Origin of the sequence: Burkholderia sp. AU4i, from assembly GCF_000466765.1 — a bacterium.
GTDB lineage: Bacteria > Pseudomonadota > Gammaproteobacteria > Burkholderiales > Burkholderiaceae > Burkholderia > Burkholderia cepacia.
Genome location: NZ_ASSI01000218.1, coordinates 15,745 through 30,113, shown reverse-complemented (window position 1 = coordinate 30,113; position 14,369 = coordinate 15,745). Strand labels below are relative to the sequence as shown.

Annotated in this window: 16 protein-coding genes; 10 read left to right on the top strand and 6 right to left on the bottom strand. The window is 67.1% G+C overall.

Annotation, left to right across the window (positions count from 1 at the left end):
• Positions 1-140 precede the first annotated feature (140 nt).
• A complete protein-coding gene (locus L810_RS37075) occupies positions 141-1,418 on the bottom strand; it encodes a haloacid dehalogenase-like hydrolase (RefSeq protein ID WP_021163291.1) in 1,278 nt (425 codons plus the stop codon).
• Positions 1,419-1,848: 430 nt separating this feature from the next.
• Between L810_RS37075 and L810_RS37070 the strand changes: the two genes are divergently transcribed.
• The 6 genes from L810_RS37070 to L810_RS37045 all read left to right on the top strand — a co-directional run bounded on the left by L810_RS37070 (position 1,849) and on the right by L810_RS37045 (position 7,201).
• On the top strand, positions 1,849-2,745 hold the full coding sequence (locus tag L810_RS37070) for a M24 family metallopeptidase (protein WP_021163289.1): 897 nt from the start codon (positions 1,849-1,851) through the stop codon (positions 2,743-2,745).
• Between the two features lie 44 nt (positions 2,746-2,789).
• The gene (locus L810_RS37065) at positions 2,790-4,577 is read left to right on the top strand and encodes an SDR family oxidoreductase (protein ID WP_021163288.1); all 1,788 of its coding nucleotides are present in this window, start codon (positions 2,790-2,792) and stop codon (positions 4,575-4,577) included.
• A gap of 30 nt (positions 4,578-4,607) precedes the next feature.
• Positions 4,608-5,513 carry a metal-dependent hydrolase gene (locus L810_RS37060; protein ID WP_021163287.1) on the top strand — a complete coding sequence of 302 codons (906 nt, stop codon included), beginning with the start codon at positions 4,608-4,610 and terminating at the stop codon, positions 5,511-5,513.
• A 79-nt stretch (positions 5,514-5,592) separates the two neighbouring features.
• Positions 5,593-5,880 (top strand): hypothetical protein, encoded by a 288-nt coding sequence (locus L810_RS37055; RefSeq protein ID WP_021163286.1) that lies wholly within the window; start codon positions 5,593-5,595, stop codon positions 5,878-5,880.
• A 251-nt stretch (positions 5,881-6,131) separates the two neighbouring features.
• Positions 6,132-6,509: a DUF2917 domain-containing protein gene (locus tag L810_RS37050; RefSeq protein ID WP_021163285.1), complete on the top strand. Its 378-nt coding sequence runs from the start codon at positions 6,132-6,134 to the stop codon at positions 6,507-6,509.
• Positions 6,510-6,823: 314 nt separating this feature from the next.
• Positions 6,824-7,201 carry a DUF2917 domain-containing protein gene (locus L810_RS37045; protein ID WP_021163284.1) on the top strand — a complete coding sequence of 126 codons (378 nt, stop codon included), beginning with the start codon at positions 6,824-6,826 and terminating at the stop codon, positions 7,199-7,201.
• A gap of 157 nt (positions 7,202-7,358) precedes the next feature.
• Here L810_RS37045 and L810_RS37040 read toward each other — a convergent pair whose 3' ends face one another.
• Positions 7,359-7,637 (bottom strand): hypothetical protein, encoded by a 279-nt coding sequence (locus tag L810_RS37040; protein WP_006480752.1) that lies wholly within the window; start codon positions 7,635-7,637, stop codon positions 7,359-7,361.
• Between the two features lie 210 nt (positions 7,638-7,847).
• A complete protein-coding gene (locus L810_RS47770) occupies positions 7,848-8,327 on the bottom strand; it encodes a hypothetical protein (protein WP_155836446.1) in 480 nt (159 codons plus the stop codon).
• A 143-nt stretch (positions 8,328-8,470) separates the two neighbouring features.
• Here L810_RS47770 and L810_RS37035 point away from each other — a divergent pair, with 143 nt between their 5' ends.
• Positions 8,471-9,772, top strand: a complete 1,302-nt coding sequence (locus L810_RS37035) for an NCS2 family permease (protein WP_021163282.1) — start codon at positions 8,471-8,473, stop codon at positions 9,770-9,772.
• A 174-nt stretch (positions 9,773-9,946) separates the two neighbouring features.
• Here the strand turns inward: L810_RS37035 and L810_RS49415 are convergent, their stop codons facing one another.
• The 3 genes from L810_RS49415 to L810_RS37020 form a co-directional block, all read right to left on the bottom strand.
• The gene (locus tag L810_RS49415) at positions 9,947-10,276 is read right to left on the bottom strand and encodes a tetratricopeptide repeat protein (RefSeq protein ID WP_257009025.1); all 330 of its coding nucleotides are present in this window, start codon (positions 10,274-10,276) and stop codon (positions 9,947-9,949) included.
• Positions 10,277-10,345: 69 nt separating this feature from the next.
• Entirely contained in the window at positions 10,346-10,633 is a 288-nt protein-coding gene (locus L810_RS37025) for a DUF1488 domain-containing protein (protein WP_011354308.1), read from the bottom strand.
• A 240-nt stretch (positions 10,634-10,873) separates the two neighbouring features.
• Entirely contained in the window at positions 10,874-11,065 is a 192-nt protein-coding gene (locus L810_RS37020) for a DUF2964 family protein (protein ID WP_011354307.1), read from the bottom strand.
• 419 nt (positions 11,066-11,484) lie between these two features.
• On the opposite strand from L810_RS37020, the gene L810_RS37015 reads away from it, so the two are divergent.
• The 3 genes from L810_RS37015 (at position 11,485) to L810_RS37005 (ending at position 14,325) form a co-directional block, all read left to right on the top strand.
• Positions 11,485-13,389: a sigma-54-dependent Fis family transcriptional regulator gene (locus L810_RS37015; RefSeq protein WP_021163277.1), complete on the top strand. Its 1,905-nt coding sequence runs from the start codon at positions 11,485-11,487 to the stop codon at positions 13,387-13,389.
• Positions 13,390-13,471: 82 nt separating this feature from the next.
• Positions 13,472-13,774 carry a 2Fe-2S iron-sulfur cluster-binding protein gene (locus tag L810_RS37010; RefSeq protein WP_042977775.1) on the top strand — a complete coding sequence of 101 codons (303 nt, stop codon included), beginning with the start codon at positions 13,472-13,474 and terminating at the stop codon, positions 13,772-13,774.
• 56 nt (positions 13,775-13,830) lie between these two features.
• Positions 13,831-14,325, top strand: a complete 495-nt coding sequence (locus tag L810_RS37005; RefSeq protein WP_021163275.1) for an SRPBCC family protein — start codon at positions 13,831-13,833, stop codon at positions 14,323-14,325.
• The last annotated feature ends 44 nt before the right edge of the window (positions 14,326-14,369 follow it).

Here is a 14,369-nt window from a genome sequence, read left to right as displayed (position 1 = left end):
ATCTGCTGGGGGCGTTGCTGGATCGGCCGGGTACGCCGCGCGAGGGCTGAGACGAGCGAGTTCCGGCTCGCGCGACGCGCCGCCGTCGATCCCGCCGGATGCCGGACGCCGGGCCGCCACGGCCCGGCATCAAGCACCCGTCAGGCCAGCAGCTTGCGCTCGGTCTTGCCGTACTTGATCGACTTCTCGTCGGGAATCATCAGGCCCGTGTGCTCGTCGCGGCCCTGCAGCAGGAAGCGCGCATCCGGCTGGCCGATCTGTCCGGCCGCGAGCTTGCTGTCCGCGCCGATCTCGCCCTTCTTCATCCGGTTGACGATCACGCCGGCAGCGGTGTCCTTGAAGTCGCGCAGCATCCACGCGTCGCCGTCGCTGTCGCCGAACACCAGCAGCGGGCCGTAGCCCTTCTTCGATTCGAGCACGTTGCGGATACCGACCGTCTTGCCGGGCCCCCAGTTGAAATGCCAGCCGGCCGGATAGGTGCTCGTGTACTTGCCGTCCTGCATGTCGAGGCGCAGGCCGATCACGTTTTCAGGCGGCACGCCGTAGCCGTAGTTCGGGTTGCCGGCGAACACGCGCACCACATCGTCGAGCGACGCGGTGCTCACGTACACGTCGATGCCGTTCGCGCGCAGCGTGTGCATCACCGCGCGGATTTCCTCATGGATGCGAATGCCGTGGAAATGCGTATCGGCCACGACGCCGGCCTTGCCCGGCAGCGTCTTCGGGCTTTCGTAGCGTACCTTGCGCAGCGCGTCGCCGATCCCGTAGTTGTCCGACGCTTCCGCCATCGCCTGCAGCTCGGCGGTCGTCATGTTCTTGTAGAAATAGATGATCCACTTGTAGCCGACTTCGAGCGGGTGCGTGTCGCAGATCGCGTCGTACATGAAGTACAGCTTCGCGCGGAAATCCTTGAACTGGTCGGTCTCGTGAATCTCGTCGAGGCTCTTGCTGCCGCCGAAACCCTTGTAGTTCGCGTAGAGCCAGCGGTAGTCGGATTCGACGTCGGCGGCGAGATCCTCCATCGTCACCGGCTTGCCGTCGACGGTCGTGTAGTCCTTCATGAACGCGCCCTTCGGCACGTCCTTCCACATCACGCCGACGAATTCGTCCGGTGTCAGCTTGTATTGCAGATGGTTGATCTGGTACATCAGCAACGCCTCTTCGCAGTCGTTCATGATGCACGTGTTGTCCCAGTCGAACACCGCGTACGGGCGGCGCTTTTCGTCGTAGCGCGCGCTCGCGACGCCATGCTGGTCGAGCACCGCCTGCAGGCGCGCGGCGTTGAACGGCGACCAGCGGCCCGGGTCCAGCGCGTCCGGCGCGGTGGCGCGCTTTGCGTCGGCGGTGCCGGCCTTGAGCATCAGCGACGTCGCAGCGGTCGCCGCGGCAAGGGTGTTCATGAACTGGCGGCGTTGCATGGTCTCTCTCCGTGGAAATGTCGAATCGGTTCCGGTCACTGCCCCGTGCGGCGCACTGGCGGGTCATCGCCACCGCGAAGCCGGGACTGCCTCGAATCGGGGGACGAATGATGTGACGAAATTATTTCGGCAATTTGACAGCGTCACGCCGCGACACGACGGCGAGTTGATCCGGCGCGACATGCCGGGCGTCACGAAGCGATCGAACTCGGCCGTCCGGGCCGGCGACGCAGCCGCTCGCGACATCGCCCGGAAACCTAGAGGCTCCCCTCCATTTCCCCCTGCCATTAGGACAAATCCTCACGTCCCGGCACGTGGAACCGTCTATGATCGTTACATTGATCAATGACACATTAAATGCTGACTGAATAACCCGCGACGGCGACGCCAGCGGACGGATTTCGGATCAGCGCCCCCTTGGAGACGCATCATGGCCGACCAGTCGCTGCCGGAAGTCCACCTCGACGAGCTGCCGCAATTCCGCGCGGTCCAGCAGCTTGCCTACCGCTGTGTCGAGACCGTCGGCGCGATGCTCTACCCCGGCATCACCGAAAAGGAAGCCGCACGCCTCCTGACCGAATGGCTGCAGGACAACGGCGTACACGACTGGCTGCACAAGCCGTTCGCGTGGTTCGGCGACCGCACCGCGTTCGAAGGCTTCTCGGGCCTCAAGCACATGGGCGGCTTCAATCTCGCGTTCTTCCCGAGCAACCGCCAGCTCGAAACCGACATGCCGGTGATCCTCGACGTCGCGCCGGTGCTCGACGGCATCGTGGCCGACGTCGGCTACGCGCACTGCCTCGGCCAGAACCCGATCCTCGAGCAGCTGCAGGATGACCTGATGGACCATCGCGACCTGATCGTGCGGCTCGTGAAGGCGCACCGGCCGATGGCCGAGGTCGCGCAGGAAGTCGACGCGCTGTGCCGCCGCCAGGGCGTCGAGCCGCGCCACAAGGCCTATCCGTTCAAGGTGCTCGCGCATCGCGTCGCGAAGATCCACAAGCTGTCGAAGCCGCGCTTCGTCGCGCGCTTCGGGCTGAACGCGACGCGCAACCTGCTCCTCGACCAGGGGCGCGCGGCGAAACGGCAAGGCTGGTCGCCGCTGTGGTCGATCGACCGCCGCTCCGAGCATGCGCCCGTGCCGGGCCTGTGGGCCGTCGAACCGCATCTCGGCTTCGCCGGTGTCGGCGCGAAATTCGAAGAGCTGCTCGTGATCACCGAAGACGACGCGTACTGGCTCGACGAAGACCTGCCGCACGTGCGCCGCTGGCAGCGCCGCCAGGCCGAGCGTGCGCAGGCCGTCGCGACCGTGCCGGCCGCCGCCTGACGCATCCTCGCCTTCCCCCCGACCCCCTGAACGACGGACTCACGATGCAGCCTCTTTCCAACGAAGCGCCGCTGGCCCTGTTCGAATCGGTTCATGGCGAAACGGCGGTCGCCTCCGGCGACCTGACGCTCGCGGTCAGGACCTGGGGCGACCCGGCCCGCTCGCCGGTCGTGCTCGTGCACGGTTATCCCGACGACAGCAGCGTCTGGCAGCACGTCGCGCCGCTGCTCGCGCGCAAGCACTACGTGATCGCATACGACGTGCGCGGCGCGGGCCTGTCCGGCGCGCCGAAGCGCACGGCCGACTACCACCTCGCGAAGCTGACCGACGATTTCGTCGCGGTGATCGACGCGCTCTGCCCCGGCCGCGCCGTGCATCTGGTCGCGCACGACTGGGGCTCGATCCAGGGCTGGGAATTCGTCACCGATCCGCGCCTTTCAGGCCGCATCGCGTCATACACGTCGTGCTCCGGGCCGTGCCTCGACCATGTCGGCTTCTGGCTGCGCGAACGCGTGCTGCACCCGACGCCCGCGTCGCTCGCCAGGCTCGGCGGCCAGCTCGTGCGCTCGTGGTACGTGTACCTGTTCCACCTGCCGTTCATCCCCGAGCTCGGCTGGCGGCTGTGGCTCGGCCGCGCGTGGCCGCGCCTGCTGCGCCGGCTCGAGAAAACGCCCGTCGCGCCGCGTCCGACGCAAGCCGACGACGGCGCGCGCGGCGTGCGCCTCTATCGCGCGAACTTCATCCGATGCCTGTTCGCGCCGCGCGAACGCCATGCGCATGCACCGGTGCAGACGATCGTGCCGCTCGGCGACAAGTACGTGAGCCCCGCGCTGTCCGAGAACCTGTCGCGCTGGGTGCCGCAGTACTACCGCCGTGAGGTCGCGGCCGGCCACTGGCTGCCGCTCGCCGATCCGGCGCGCTTCGCGGATCTGGCCGGGCAACTGATCGACGCGGTCGAATCGGGCAACGAGCCGCCCGCGCTCGCGAACGCGCGCCGCCGCGCAACGAGCGGCCGCTTCAGCGGCAAGGTCGCGGTCGTCACCGGCGCGGGCAGCGGCATCGGCCGCTGCGCGGCGCTCGCGTTCGCGCGCGAAGGCGCGACGATCGTCGCGTGCGACATCGATCCCGCAAGCGCCGAACGCACCGCGCTGCTGATCGGGCTGACCGGCGCGCAGGCCCACGCGAAACGCGTCGACGTCGGGTCCGCCGACGAAATGGAAGCGCTGGCGACGTGGGTCGGCAGCGAACTCGGCGGCGCGGACGTGGTGATCAACAACGCCGGCATCGGCATGGCCGGCGGCATCCTCGACACGAGCACGCGGCACTGGGAGCGCATCCTGCACGTGAACCTGTGGGGCGTGATCCACGGCTCGCGGCTGTTCGCGCAGCAGATGGCCGCGCGCGGCACCGGCGGGCACATCGTCAACACCGCGTCGGCCGCCGCGTTCGGGCCGTCGCGCGACCTGCCCGCGTACGCGACGACGAAGGCCGCCGTGCTGATGCTCAGCGAATGCATGCGCGCGGAGCTCGCGGAAAAAGGCATCGGCGTGACGGCCGTGTGCCCCGGCTTCGCGGAGACCGGAATCATGGCGTCGACGCAATACGCGGGCGCCAATGCCCAGGACGAAGCGCGGCTGCGCAAGCGCGCGACGAAGCTGTACCAGATGCGCGGCCTGAAACCGGAAACCGTCGCGCAGGCGATGGTCGACGGCGTGCTGCGCAACCGCCCCGTCGTCGCCGTCGGCGGCGAGGCGCATGCGATGCGCTTCGTCGGCCGCTTCATGCCGTGGCTCGGCCGGATGATCGCCCGCGTCAGCATGGCATCGCATTGACGGCGCACGCCGCCGCACAGGGAGACAAAGATGACCGATACCGCCGACTATCACAAGATCAAGGCCCGGCACGTGAAGTTCGACTTCAGCGACACGCCGGTCACCTGGGTGCCGAACGACCCCGGCAGCACGCACATCATCAACACGCTGAACCTGCTGTTCCCGGAAGGCGAGCTGTGGTTCTGCCGCGTGTACAACAAGGCCTTGCCGCTGATCACCGACGCGCGCCTGCGCGACGAGGCCGAAGGCTTCCTGCGGCAGGAGGCCGTGCACTCGCGTTCGCACGGCGGCGTGCTGAAGCATTATTACGACCGGCACGGGATCGACACGAAGCCGTTCACGCAAAAGCTCAACCGGCTGTTCACGCGCGTGCTCGGCGAACAGCCGCTCGGGCTGAAGATCGGCCACACGCGTTTCTGGCTGCGGCAGCAGCTCGCGGTGATCGCGTCGCTCGAGCATTTCTTCGGTTATCTCGGCAACTGGGTGCTCAACGCGCACGGGCTCGACGAGGGGAAAGCCGATCCGACGATGGTCGACCTGCTGCGCTGGCACGGCGCGGAGGAGGTCGAGCACCGCACGGTCGCGTTCGACATCTACCGGCACATGGGCGGCACCTACCCGGAGCGCTGCGTGCACATGGCGTTCGTGATCCTGCTGCTGCTCTACTACATCACGACGGGCGCGAAGTTCATGTACCGGCGCGACCCGGACGCCGGCCGCTACCCGGGTTTCGTGCTCGCGTGGTGGCAAGGCTCGCGGCGCGGCCACCTGCCGTCGTTCTGGAAGGTGATCGGCGCGGCACTGCGCTATTTCAAGCCCGGCTATACGCCGCATCACGAAGGCTCGACCGAACAGGCGCTCGCGTACCTCGCCCGCTCGCCGGCCGCACAGGCGGCCGCGCACGGCGGCAACTGGGGCACGGCGAAGGGCGCCTGACCGGGTTTCTTGCCGGCTCCACGGGCGGCGCCCGCCGAAATGCGTACAATCGCGGCTTCAATTTCCCGGAGGTGCCGCGATGGCCATGAAGAAAACCGATCTCGAAAAGAACAAGGCGCTCAAGCTGACGCACGCGATGAAGCAGTCGAGCTCAGCACGTTTCGGCAAGGGTGCCGAAGAAGTCGCCAAGCTCGACCGCCGCGCGCAGCGCAAGCTCGACCAGGAACAAGGCCTCGTGCCGTTCGCATGCAAGCTCAACGCCGAACTCGTCGAACAGCTGAAGGCGCGCGCGGCCACGCACCCGGAAGGGATGACGGGCCTGCTGTCCGAGCTGCTCGTGAACGGCCTCGCGCAACGCGACGCGTAACCGTCACGTATCTCGAAATTTCCGTTGACATCGATGCGCTGCCACGACACACTCGTTCGCATGCTTATGCTCAAGCCCGCCGCCATCGCGCATGAAAACCGAGTGAACGCCCATCCGTGGCGAGCACCGGAGGCGCTTGTGCGTTAGCATCGAGATTCAGTTGCGCATGTCACAAGGCCTCGCCGGAAGCGGATGAGGCCTTTTTGTTTTGGTGCGCGTCATCCCGCCCGGCTCAACGGAAGGAGATGACGATGGACCAAGCAAGCCGGCTGGTTGTCTGCCCCGATCGGTGCCGCACCGATGCGATCGCGTTGCCGCGGGTCGTGATCCAGTTCACGGTCGCGCCGCGCAAGACGCTGGCGTGGCGCGCGCAAAACGATGCCGAGATTCGCGTGCACGACGCGACACTGTGGATCACGCGGCTGGGCAGCGTCGACGACTACTGGATACGAACCGGCGACGTGCTGCGCGTGCGGCGCGGCGATCGCATCTGGATAAGCACCGACGACGCCCGTCCGGCCGAAGCATCGATCACGACCGCGTACGCGACGGGACGCGGCGCATGGCTGGCGCATGCGCTCGCGCGAATGCGCAGCCTGTTGCGCGAACGATGTCGAAGTCGCTCATGACGAACGTGTCGCGACGCATGCGATCCGGGTGCGCGGCCAATCGCGCGCAGCCGCCGACGCATCCCCTGCACTATCTCGAAAATTGTCGTTGACAACGCCGTTCCACGAAGACAAACTCGTTCGCATGCCTACGTACACGCTCGTCTCCACCTCGATTCATCGATCGATGAACATTCGAAAGAATGGTTCACGGGAGGCGCTTGTGCGTTAGCAATCGGGCAGTACCGCATGTCACACAAGGCCTCGCCGGAAACGGATGAGGCCTTTTTGTTCTGGTGCGCGTCATCCATCCGGCTCAATTACTGGAGAAGACGATGGACCAGGCAAGCCCGCTGTTTGACCGTCCCGATCGGCGCCACGCCGGCACGATCGCGTTACCGACTGTCGTGATCCGTTTCGCGGTCGCGCCGCGCACGACGATGACCTGGCGCGCGCCGCGGGACGCGGAGCTGCGCACGCATGGCGCGGCGCTGTGGGTCACGCGCCCGCCGAGCGTCGACGATTGCTGGGTGCAGCCCGGCGACGTGCTGCGCATCGCACGCGGCGAACGCATCTGGCTCGGCACCGTTGCCGACGACCGGCCGGCCGAAGCGACACTCACGACCGCATACGTGCGTCGCGGCGAGCGCTTCAGGCGCACGCTCGCGCAAGTGCAACGTTTGCTCTTCGGGATAGCGGGAAGGAGCGGATGAGCGACGTGCCGTCAGGCACGCGAGACGCGGAACGGCCGCGACCGGAAACGGACGCACCCGCGGCATGAGGCGCCGCGGGTGCGCATCGAATGACGCGGCACGCCGGTGCGTGCCGCGAGCGATCGCGCGCCGCGATGCAGCTGGTGCATCAGGTGCATCAGGTGCTGGCGGCGAGACGCGGGCCCGTGCTGCGGGGAGTGGAATCGAGGTCGGGGCGTTGCGCTGCCTGCGAGGTCACCCACGGATCGATGCCCTGCTTCTGCACCTCTTCGAGGAATGACACACGTGTGCGCCAGTAATCCGCTTGTAATTTCGCGTCGATGACGCGCTGTTCGGCAGCGAACAGTTCCATGCGCGCCGTCACGAGCATCGACGCAGCGGTTTTTTCCGGCGTGGGGGCGTGTCGCATCGCCCAACGGCTGATCCAGTTCAACATGCTGACCTCCGTGATTACGGACGAACCCGCATCGGGCAATCGCAACCGGCCGTGCCTGCCCGAACGCGCAACGGCCTTGACCGCACTTCACCGCCCGGCCTGCACGGACTGCGACTCCCCCGCGTCGGCAATTACCGGCCGGCGTGTGCATGCGCGGTGTATCTATCCTAGAAAGACTTGCCGGTTTATGCGATGGGGTCTTGCAATCTTTTACACAGAAACCACAGTCGCCCCCGCATCGCGAAATGACAGTTGCGGGCGGGACGGCTTCGGCGCACGATAGCCCGATATCTGCTCCCGCCTGGCCTGAAGAATGGCCGCCGCACGCCGCTGCCAGGCCTCCGCGCCGGCCGCGCACGTGCTGCCTGCCCCGCGTTCGTGCAGCATGCGGGCGATGCGTTTCAGCCGGATGTCATCCCGCACCCGCCACGCGCACCACACCGCACGCCGCTTTGTGCGTCCGCCCGCACGTCCGGCTTGCACTCGCTTCTCTCGTTGTTGCGCACGCATCGGCCGGCTCCGTTCGCTGGTGTTGCTTCCTTGTCTTGCTTCCCTGCCTTGCTCCCGTTTCCGCCATTTCTTCCGGTTCGTTCCACCCGAACCGGTAAAATGCGCGCCTTCGCCGCGCGGCCGGGCTGCCAGACCGTTCGCGCGCAGGCTGCCGACCGATCTTGCGATCGTGCCCTCCAACTATATCGTCCGAGCTATCCGCGCTATTACAATCCGCCGATAGCCGGGCAATAGTGGCTGGTTACATTAAGCCGGCCGTCCGCTGCCTGTACAACAATTCGGCACAACAAGCAACACGACAACCCGACCGGAGAAACGCCTTCATGGAATCCATCAAGCGGTATTTCGGCTTCGCTGAAGCCGGCACCGACTTCCGCACCGAAATACTCGCGGGCGTCACCACGTTCCTGACGATGGCCTACATCATCTTCGTCAACCCCGCGATCCTCGGCGACGCCGGCATGCCGAAGGAATCCGTGTTCGTCGCGACCTGCCTCGTCGCGGCGCTGGCATCGATCATCATGGGGCTGTACGCGAACTACCCGATCGCATGCGCGCCCGGCATGGGCCTGAACGCGTATTTCGCGTACACGGTCGTCAAGGGGATGGGCTTCACGTGGCAGGCCGCGCTGGGCGCGGTGTTCATCTCCGGCTGCCTGTTCCTGCTCGTCACGCTGTTCCGCGTGCGCGAGGCGATCGTCAACGGCATTCCGAAATCGCTGCGGATCTCGATCACCGCGGGTATCGGCCTGTTCCTCGGCATCATCTCGCTGAAGACGTCGGGCGTGATCGTCGGCAACCCGGCCACGCTCGTCACGCTCGGCGACCTGCACAAGCCGACGACGATCCTCGCGATCATCGGCTTCTTCACGATCGTCACGCTCGACCACCTGCGCGTGCGCGGCGCGATCCTGATCGGCATCATCGGCGTGACGATCCTGTCGTTCTTCTTCGGCGGCAACCAGTTCCACGGCGTGTTCTCCGCGCCGCCGTCGATCGATGCGACGCTGTTCAAGCTCGACATCGGCGCCGCACTGTCGACCGGCATCATCAACGTGATCCTCGTGTTCTTCCTCGTCGAGCTGTTCGATGCGACCGGCACGCTGATGGGCGTCGCGAACCGCGCGGGCCTGCTCGTCGAAGGCAAGATGAACCGCCTGAACAAGGCGCTGCTCGCCGACAGCACGGCGATCGTCGCGGGCTCGGTGCTCGGCACGTCGTCGACCACCGCGTATATCGAAAGCGCATCGGGCGTGCAGGCCGGCGGCCGCACGGGCGTGACGGCCATCACCGTCGCGGTGCTGTTCCTCGCGTGCCTGTTCATCGCGCCGCTCGCCGGCGTCGTGCCGGCGTATGCGACGGCACCGGCACTGCTGTACGTGTCGTGCCTGATGCTGCGCGAAATGGTCGAGGTGCCGTGGGACGATGCAACGGAAGCCGTGCCGGCCGCGCTCACCGCGCTGCTGATGCCGTTCACGTACTCGATCGCGAACGGCGTCGCGTTCGGTTTCATCGCTTACGGCGGCCTCAAGCTGCTGACGGGCCAGGCCCGCTCGGTCAAGCCGATCGTGTGGATCATCGCGGCCGTGTTCCTGTTCCGCTTCTTCTATCTCGGCAGCGAGTGACGGTCGCGCTTCGGCGCGATGCTCGACGAACGAACGCCACCTTCGGGTGGCGTTTTCGTTGGGCGGGCCGCGCAGGCCCGCCCGCGCGCATCACGGCGTCGCGACGCCCTCGAGTTCCTCGTCGTACAGCCGCTGCGCCAGCGGCGGATTCAGCGTCTTGACGCGGCGGTACAACTACATCGCGTCATCGATCCGCCCGGTGCGGCGATAGGCGACCGCCAGGTTGGCGATCACGTGTGCGTCGTCGGGATACGCGCGGTTCATGCCCGCGAAGATCCCGACCGCCGCATCGGGCCGGTTGCGGCGGATCGCCGCGATGCCCGTTGCCTCGAGCGCCAGACGGTTCGCCGGATCGAGCTTCAACGCCTGATTCGAATGATTTTCTCTGCGATCCTGACGAATCGATACGCCGGGTCGTGCCGGCACCCCGGCAGCCGGCCGGGCGCGGCAGCAATCCGGTGCGCCCCGCATACGAAAATGCCGCCCGGGCACGCCGAACGGCATCGCATGAAAGGCAACGTCTTCGCGTGCGCGGCGTTCAGCGACGCGCGCAGCAAGACGGGCGTCGTGTCGTCAGCGCCAGTTGGCCTCGTAGAAGCGGACGTAGCCGCTGCGCAGCGTCACGCATTGCGCGCGCGTCTCCGACAGCAGGCGCCGTGCAGCCGCCTCGATACGGTCGCGGTGCTGGTCGAATGCACCGACCATGTCCTCGAAGCGCGGCGAAGCCGCACCAAAGTGGTCTTCCAGTGCCTCGGCGGTGATCTGACATTGAACGCGCTCGCCATTCACCAACGCCGTGAACGCAAGCATCAGGTCGCGCCCCGAATACTCGGGCTTCTCGTTCGTGAAATGGATTTGCATGGGACCCGCCTCGACCGGTAGAAAACGAATGACCGCGTCCGTCGTCCGCCACCGGCCGGACGAAATGTACGCGGGCTCGCCGGCGGGGGCACGGCCCGCGGGTAATGGCGCGGGTAATGCATGCCGGTTGCTTTCCACTTTAGACGGTTTCGCGCGGGAGACAAAATTTACGGCGTGCGTCGTTCCGACGCGCATTTCATCTGATCAGCGCGGCATCCGGCACCGTTTCGGAGACCGGCGTCAGTGAGGATCGTTGGGCCAGACGTTGAGCGCGATTGCGGCCGTCGTAGCGCCGACCGCAATCGCGGCCGCCCCGTATCGCACCGCATCGGTCAGATCGAACAGCAGCCCGTGGATCGCCACGGCAATGCCGCCCAGCATGATGAATGTGGCGATGGCCGCCAGCACGACTCTCAGTTCCGTCCGAACCATGATGCGTCTCCCGAACGGATGCATGTCGCGTCGCATGCATGTTGCAATGCGGAACACGGCGCGTGCGTGCTCCGTTTCCATCATTGCAGGCGGGTATTTAAAAGCAAGTGGATTTTGTACGCGGTCGCACATCGCACGCGGCGCTTGTATGATGTTGTGTGCCCGGATGGCCGGCGTTCGCGCGTCGATGGTGCGCCGCACGCGCAGGCGGGAACCGGTAGAGAAATCCGGCGAGCACGTGTGTGCCGGATCGGCCGGATTCGAGGAGCGTGGGGCTTGGGTGGCGCTAAAACGCGAACTCGGGTCGGCCGCGAAGCATGGGACCCGGGTAAGCGCTAAAGCGCCAACTCTGGTCGACCGCGAAGCATGGGACCCGAGTAAGCGCTAAAGCGCTAACTCTGGTCGACAGGAGACAAGTCATGCCGCAACCTTTCGTGCTGCCCGCCACCGCGGGCCGCACCGACCTGCTCGCGCAGGCGCATGCGCGTTCGACCGCGGTCGGCCTGCGCGCGCACGAACGCCCCGATTTCTCGCCGCTGTCGCGCCTCGCGCTGCGCGAACTGCTCGACACGAATCACGCGCTGTTCTCGCACGCCCGCCCGGTAATGGAGAACCTCCACGCGCAAATCGCCGACACGCAAAGCCTCGTGCTGCTGACCGACGCGGACGGCGTCATCCTGCACAGCATCGGCGACGCGGACTTCATCGAAAAAGCCAACCGCGTCGCGCTTTGCACGGGCGTTTCGTGGGCGGAAGGCACACGCGGCACCAACGCGATCGGCACCGCGCTCGCATCGGGCCAGGCCGTCGCCGTGCACGGCGACGAACACTTCCTGCGCGCCAACCACATCCTCACCTGCTCATGCGCGCCGATCTTCGACCCGTTCGGCCGCACGCTCGGCACGCTCGATGTCAGCGGCGATCCGCGCGGCTCGAGCCCGCACACGCTCGCGCTCGTGCGGATGTCCGCGCAACTGATCGAGAACCACCTGTTCGCGAACCAGTGCGCGGAAGCCCTGCGGCTGCGCTTTCATGCGCACGAGGAATGCGTCGATTCGCTGTTCGCCGGGCTCGTCGCCTTCGGCCCCGACGGCGGGCTGATCGCCGCGAACCGCAGCGCACAATTCCAGCTCGGCGCGTCGTTCGACGCACTGCAACATCAGGCCAGCGACGCGCTGTTCGGCATGCGCTTCAGCCAGCTCGCGCAGCAGGCGGCACGCGCACCCGGTGCGATGTTCCGCCTCACGCTGTCGACCGGGGTACGCGTGCTGGCGCGCTGCGAATTCGCGGAAGCGCACAAGACCGCCGTCGCCGTCACGCCGCCCGCGCCCACCGCACGCGTGCGCACACCGGACCCCGATGCGATCACGTTCGCGACGCTCGACACGGGCGACGCACGCATGGCCGCCGTGCTCGAACGCGTCGCGAAGATCCGCGGGCGCGACCTGCCGCTGTTGATCCTCGGCCAGACCGGCACCGGCAAGGAATGGCTCGCCCGCGCACTGCACCAGGCATCGCCTCGCGCGGACGGCCCGTTCGTCGCGGTCAACTGCGCGGCGCTGCCCGATTCGCTGATCGAGGCCGAGCTGTTCGGCTACGAAGACGGCGCGTTCACCGGCGCGCGCAAGCGCGGCAGCCCCGGCAAGATCGTGCAGGCCGATGGCGGCACGCTGTTTCTCGACGAAATCGGCGACATGCCGCTCGCGCAGCAGGTCCGGCTGATGCGCGTGCTGCAGGAACGCGCGGTGATGCCGCTCGGCGGCGCGCGCGCGGTGCCGGTCGACGTGCGCGTGGTCTGCGCGACCCATCGCGACCTGCGCGCGATGATCGCGGAAGGCACGTTCCGCGAAGACCTGTTCTACCGGATCAACGGGCTCGCGGTCACGCTGCCGGCGCTCGCCGCACGCACCGACCTGCCCGCGCTCGTCGAGCGGATTCTCGCGCGGCTCGCGCGCAGCGAACCGATGCCGCGCCGCATCGCGGCCGACGTGCTCGACGCGTTCACGCGCCACCGCTGGCCCGGCAACCTGCGCCAGATGACCAACGTGCTGCGCACGGCCGGCATGCTGGCCGAGGACGAAGACGAAATCACGCTCACCCATTTGCCCGACGATTTCTGGCTCGACTGCGACGACGCACCGGCGGCGCCGTCATCAGCGGCACCGGCCGCATCGGCCGGCTCGCACGAAGGCACGACACTGCAACACCATCAGGCCGCGGTGATCGATGCCGTGCTGGCACGGCATGGCGGCAACGTGTCGGCGGCCGCGCGCGAGCTCGGCCTCGCCCGCAATACCGTGTACCGGCACCTGCGCCGGCATTGACGCCGGCGGCCGGCCGACGCCGGCCGCCAGCCCGTTCGGGTATGCTTGGCGCGTTGCCGCCGAATCGCCGCCCGCCTTCACCATGACCCATCCGGAACACCTTCCCCTCGTGCGCATCGAGCCGCTCGGCGCGACCTTCGATGCGCCCGATTCGCTCACGCTGCTCGAAGCCGCCGCGTTCGCGCGCGTGTCGCTGCCGCGTTCGTGCCGCAACGGCACATGCCGAAGCTGCCTTTGCCGGATCGTCAGCGGCAGCGTACGCTACACGATCGAATGGCCGGGGCTGAGCCGCGAGGAAAAAGCCGACGGCTATACGCTGCCGTGCGTGGCCGTCGCGACGTCGGACCTCGTGCTCGACGTGCCCGACGCGGTCATGCTCGACTAGACGCGGCCCGCGGTCGCGTGCCGTCCGGCAAAGGTTGATCCTGTGTGGAGAACGTCATGACCCAGCAAACCGATCGCATCGAAAAACAGGCCCTGCTCGACGCATCGCCCGACCGCGTGTGGGAAGCCGTCAGCAATTCCGGCGAATTCGGCCAGTGGTTCGGCGTCTCGTTCGACGGGCCGTTCGCGGCCGGCCAGCCGCTGTTCGGCCGCATCACGCCGACCCGCGTCGACGACGACATCGCCAAGGCGCAAGAGCCCTATGCGGGCACTGTGTTCGAAATCGTCGTCGATCGCGTCGAGCCGAAGCAACTGTTCTCCTTTCGCTGGCATCCGTTCGCGATCGACCCGAATGTCGATTACACCTCCGAGCCGATGACGCTCGTCACGTTCGCGCTCGCGGCGCAGGCCGGCGGCACGCTGCTCACGGTCACCGAAACGGGCTTCGATCAGTTGCTCGAAACGCGCCGCGCGAAGGCACGCGAGATGAACGATCAGGGCTGGGCCGCGCAGATGACGCTGATCGCGAAATACCTGGCCACGCACGCGTAGCGCGCCGCAACGCCGCACCGCCGTGTCGACATGCGACTCGACGT

Bases quoted from the DNA above. Each gene is read 5' to 3' on its own strand.
- L810_RS49415 (WP_257009025.1), bottom strand. From the start codon at position 10,276: ATGCCGTTCGGCGTGCCCGGGCGGCATTTTCGTATGCGGGGCGCACCG.
- L810_RS37020 (WP_011354307.1), bottom strand. From the start codon at position 11,065: ATGGTTCGGACGGAACTGAGAGTCGTGCTGGCGGCCATCGCCACATTC.
- L810_RS37065 (WP_021163288.1), top strand. From the start codon at position 2,790: ATGCAGCCTCTTTCCAACGAAGCGCCGCTGGCCCTGTTCGAATCGGTT.
- L810_RS37050 (WP_021163285.1), top strand. From the start codon at position 6,132: ATGGACCAAGCAAGCCGGCTGGTTGTCTGCCCCGATCGGTGCCGCACC.
- L810_RS37060 (WP_021163287.1), top strand. From the start codon at position 4,608: ATGACCGATACCGCCGACTATCACAAGATCAAGGCCCGGCACGTGAAG.
- L810_RS37010 (WP_042977775.1), top strand. From the start codon at position 13,472: ATGACCCATCCGGAACACCTTCCCCTCGTGCGCATCGAGCCGCTCGGC.
- L810_RS37075 (WP_021163291.1), bottom strand. From the start codon at position 1,418: ATGCAACGCCGCCAGTTCATGAACACCCTTGCCGCGGCGACCGCTGCG.
- L810_RS37035 (WP_021163282.1), top strand. From the start codon at position 8,471: ATGGAATCCATCAAGCGGTATTTCGGCTTCGCTGAAGCCGGCACCGAC.
- L810_RS37070 (WP_021163289.1), top strand. From the start codon at position 1,849: ATGGCCGACCAGTCGCTGCCGGAAGTCCACCTCGACGAGCTGCCGCAA.
- L810_RS37040 (WP_006480752.1), bottom strand. From the start codon at position 7,637: ATGTTGAACTGGATCAGCCGTTGGGCGATGCGACACGCCCCCACGCCG.
- L810_RS37015 (WP_021163277.1), top strand. From the start codon at position 11,485: ATGCCGCAACCTTTCGTGCTGCCCGCCACCGCGGGCCGCACCGACCTG.
- L810_RS37045 (WP_021163284.1), top strand. From the start codon at position 6,824: ATGGACCAGGCAAGCCCGCTGTTTGACCGTCCCGATCGGCGCCACGCC.
- L810_RS37005 (WP_021163275.1), top strand. From the start codon at position 13,831: ATGACCCAGCAAACCGATCGCATCGAAAAACAGGCCCTGCTCGACGCA.
- L810_RS37025 (WP_011354308.1), bottom strand. From the start codon at position 10,633: ATGCAAATCCATTTCACGAACGAGAAGCCCGAGTATTCGGGGCGCGAC.
- L810_RS37055 (WP_021163286.1), top strand. From the start codon at position 5,593: ATGGCCATGAAGAAAACCGATCTCGAAAAGAACAAGGCGCTCAAGCTG.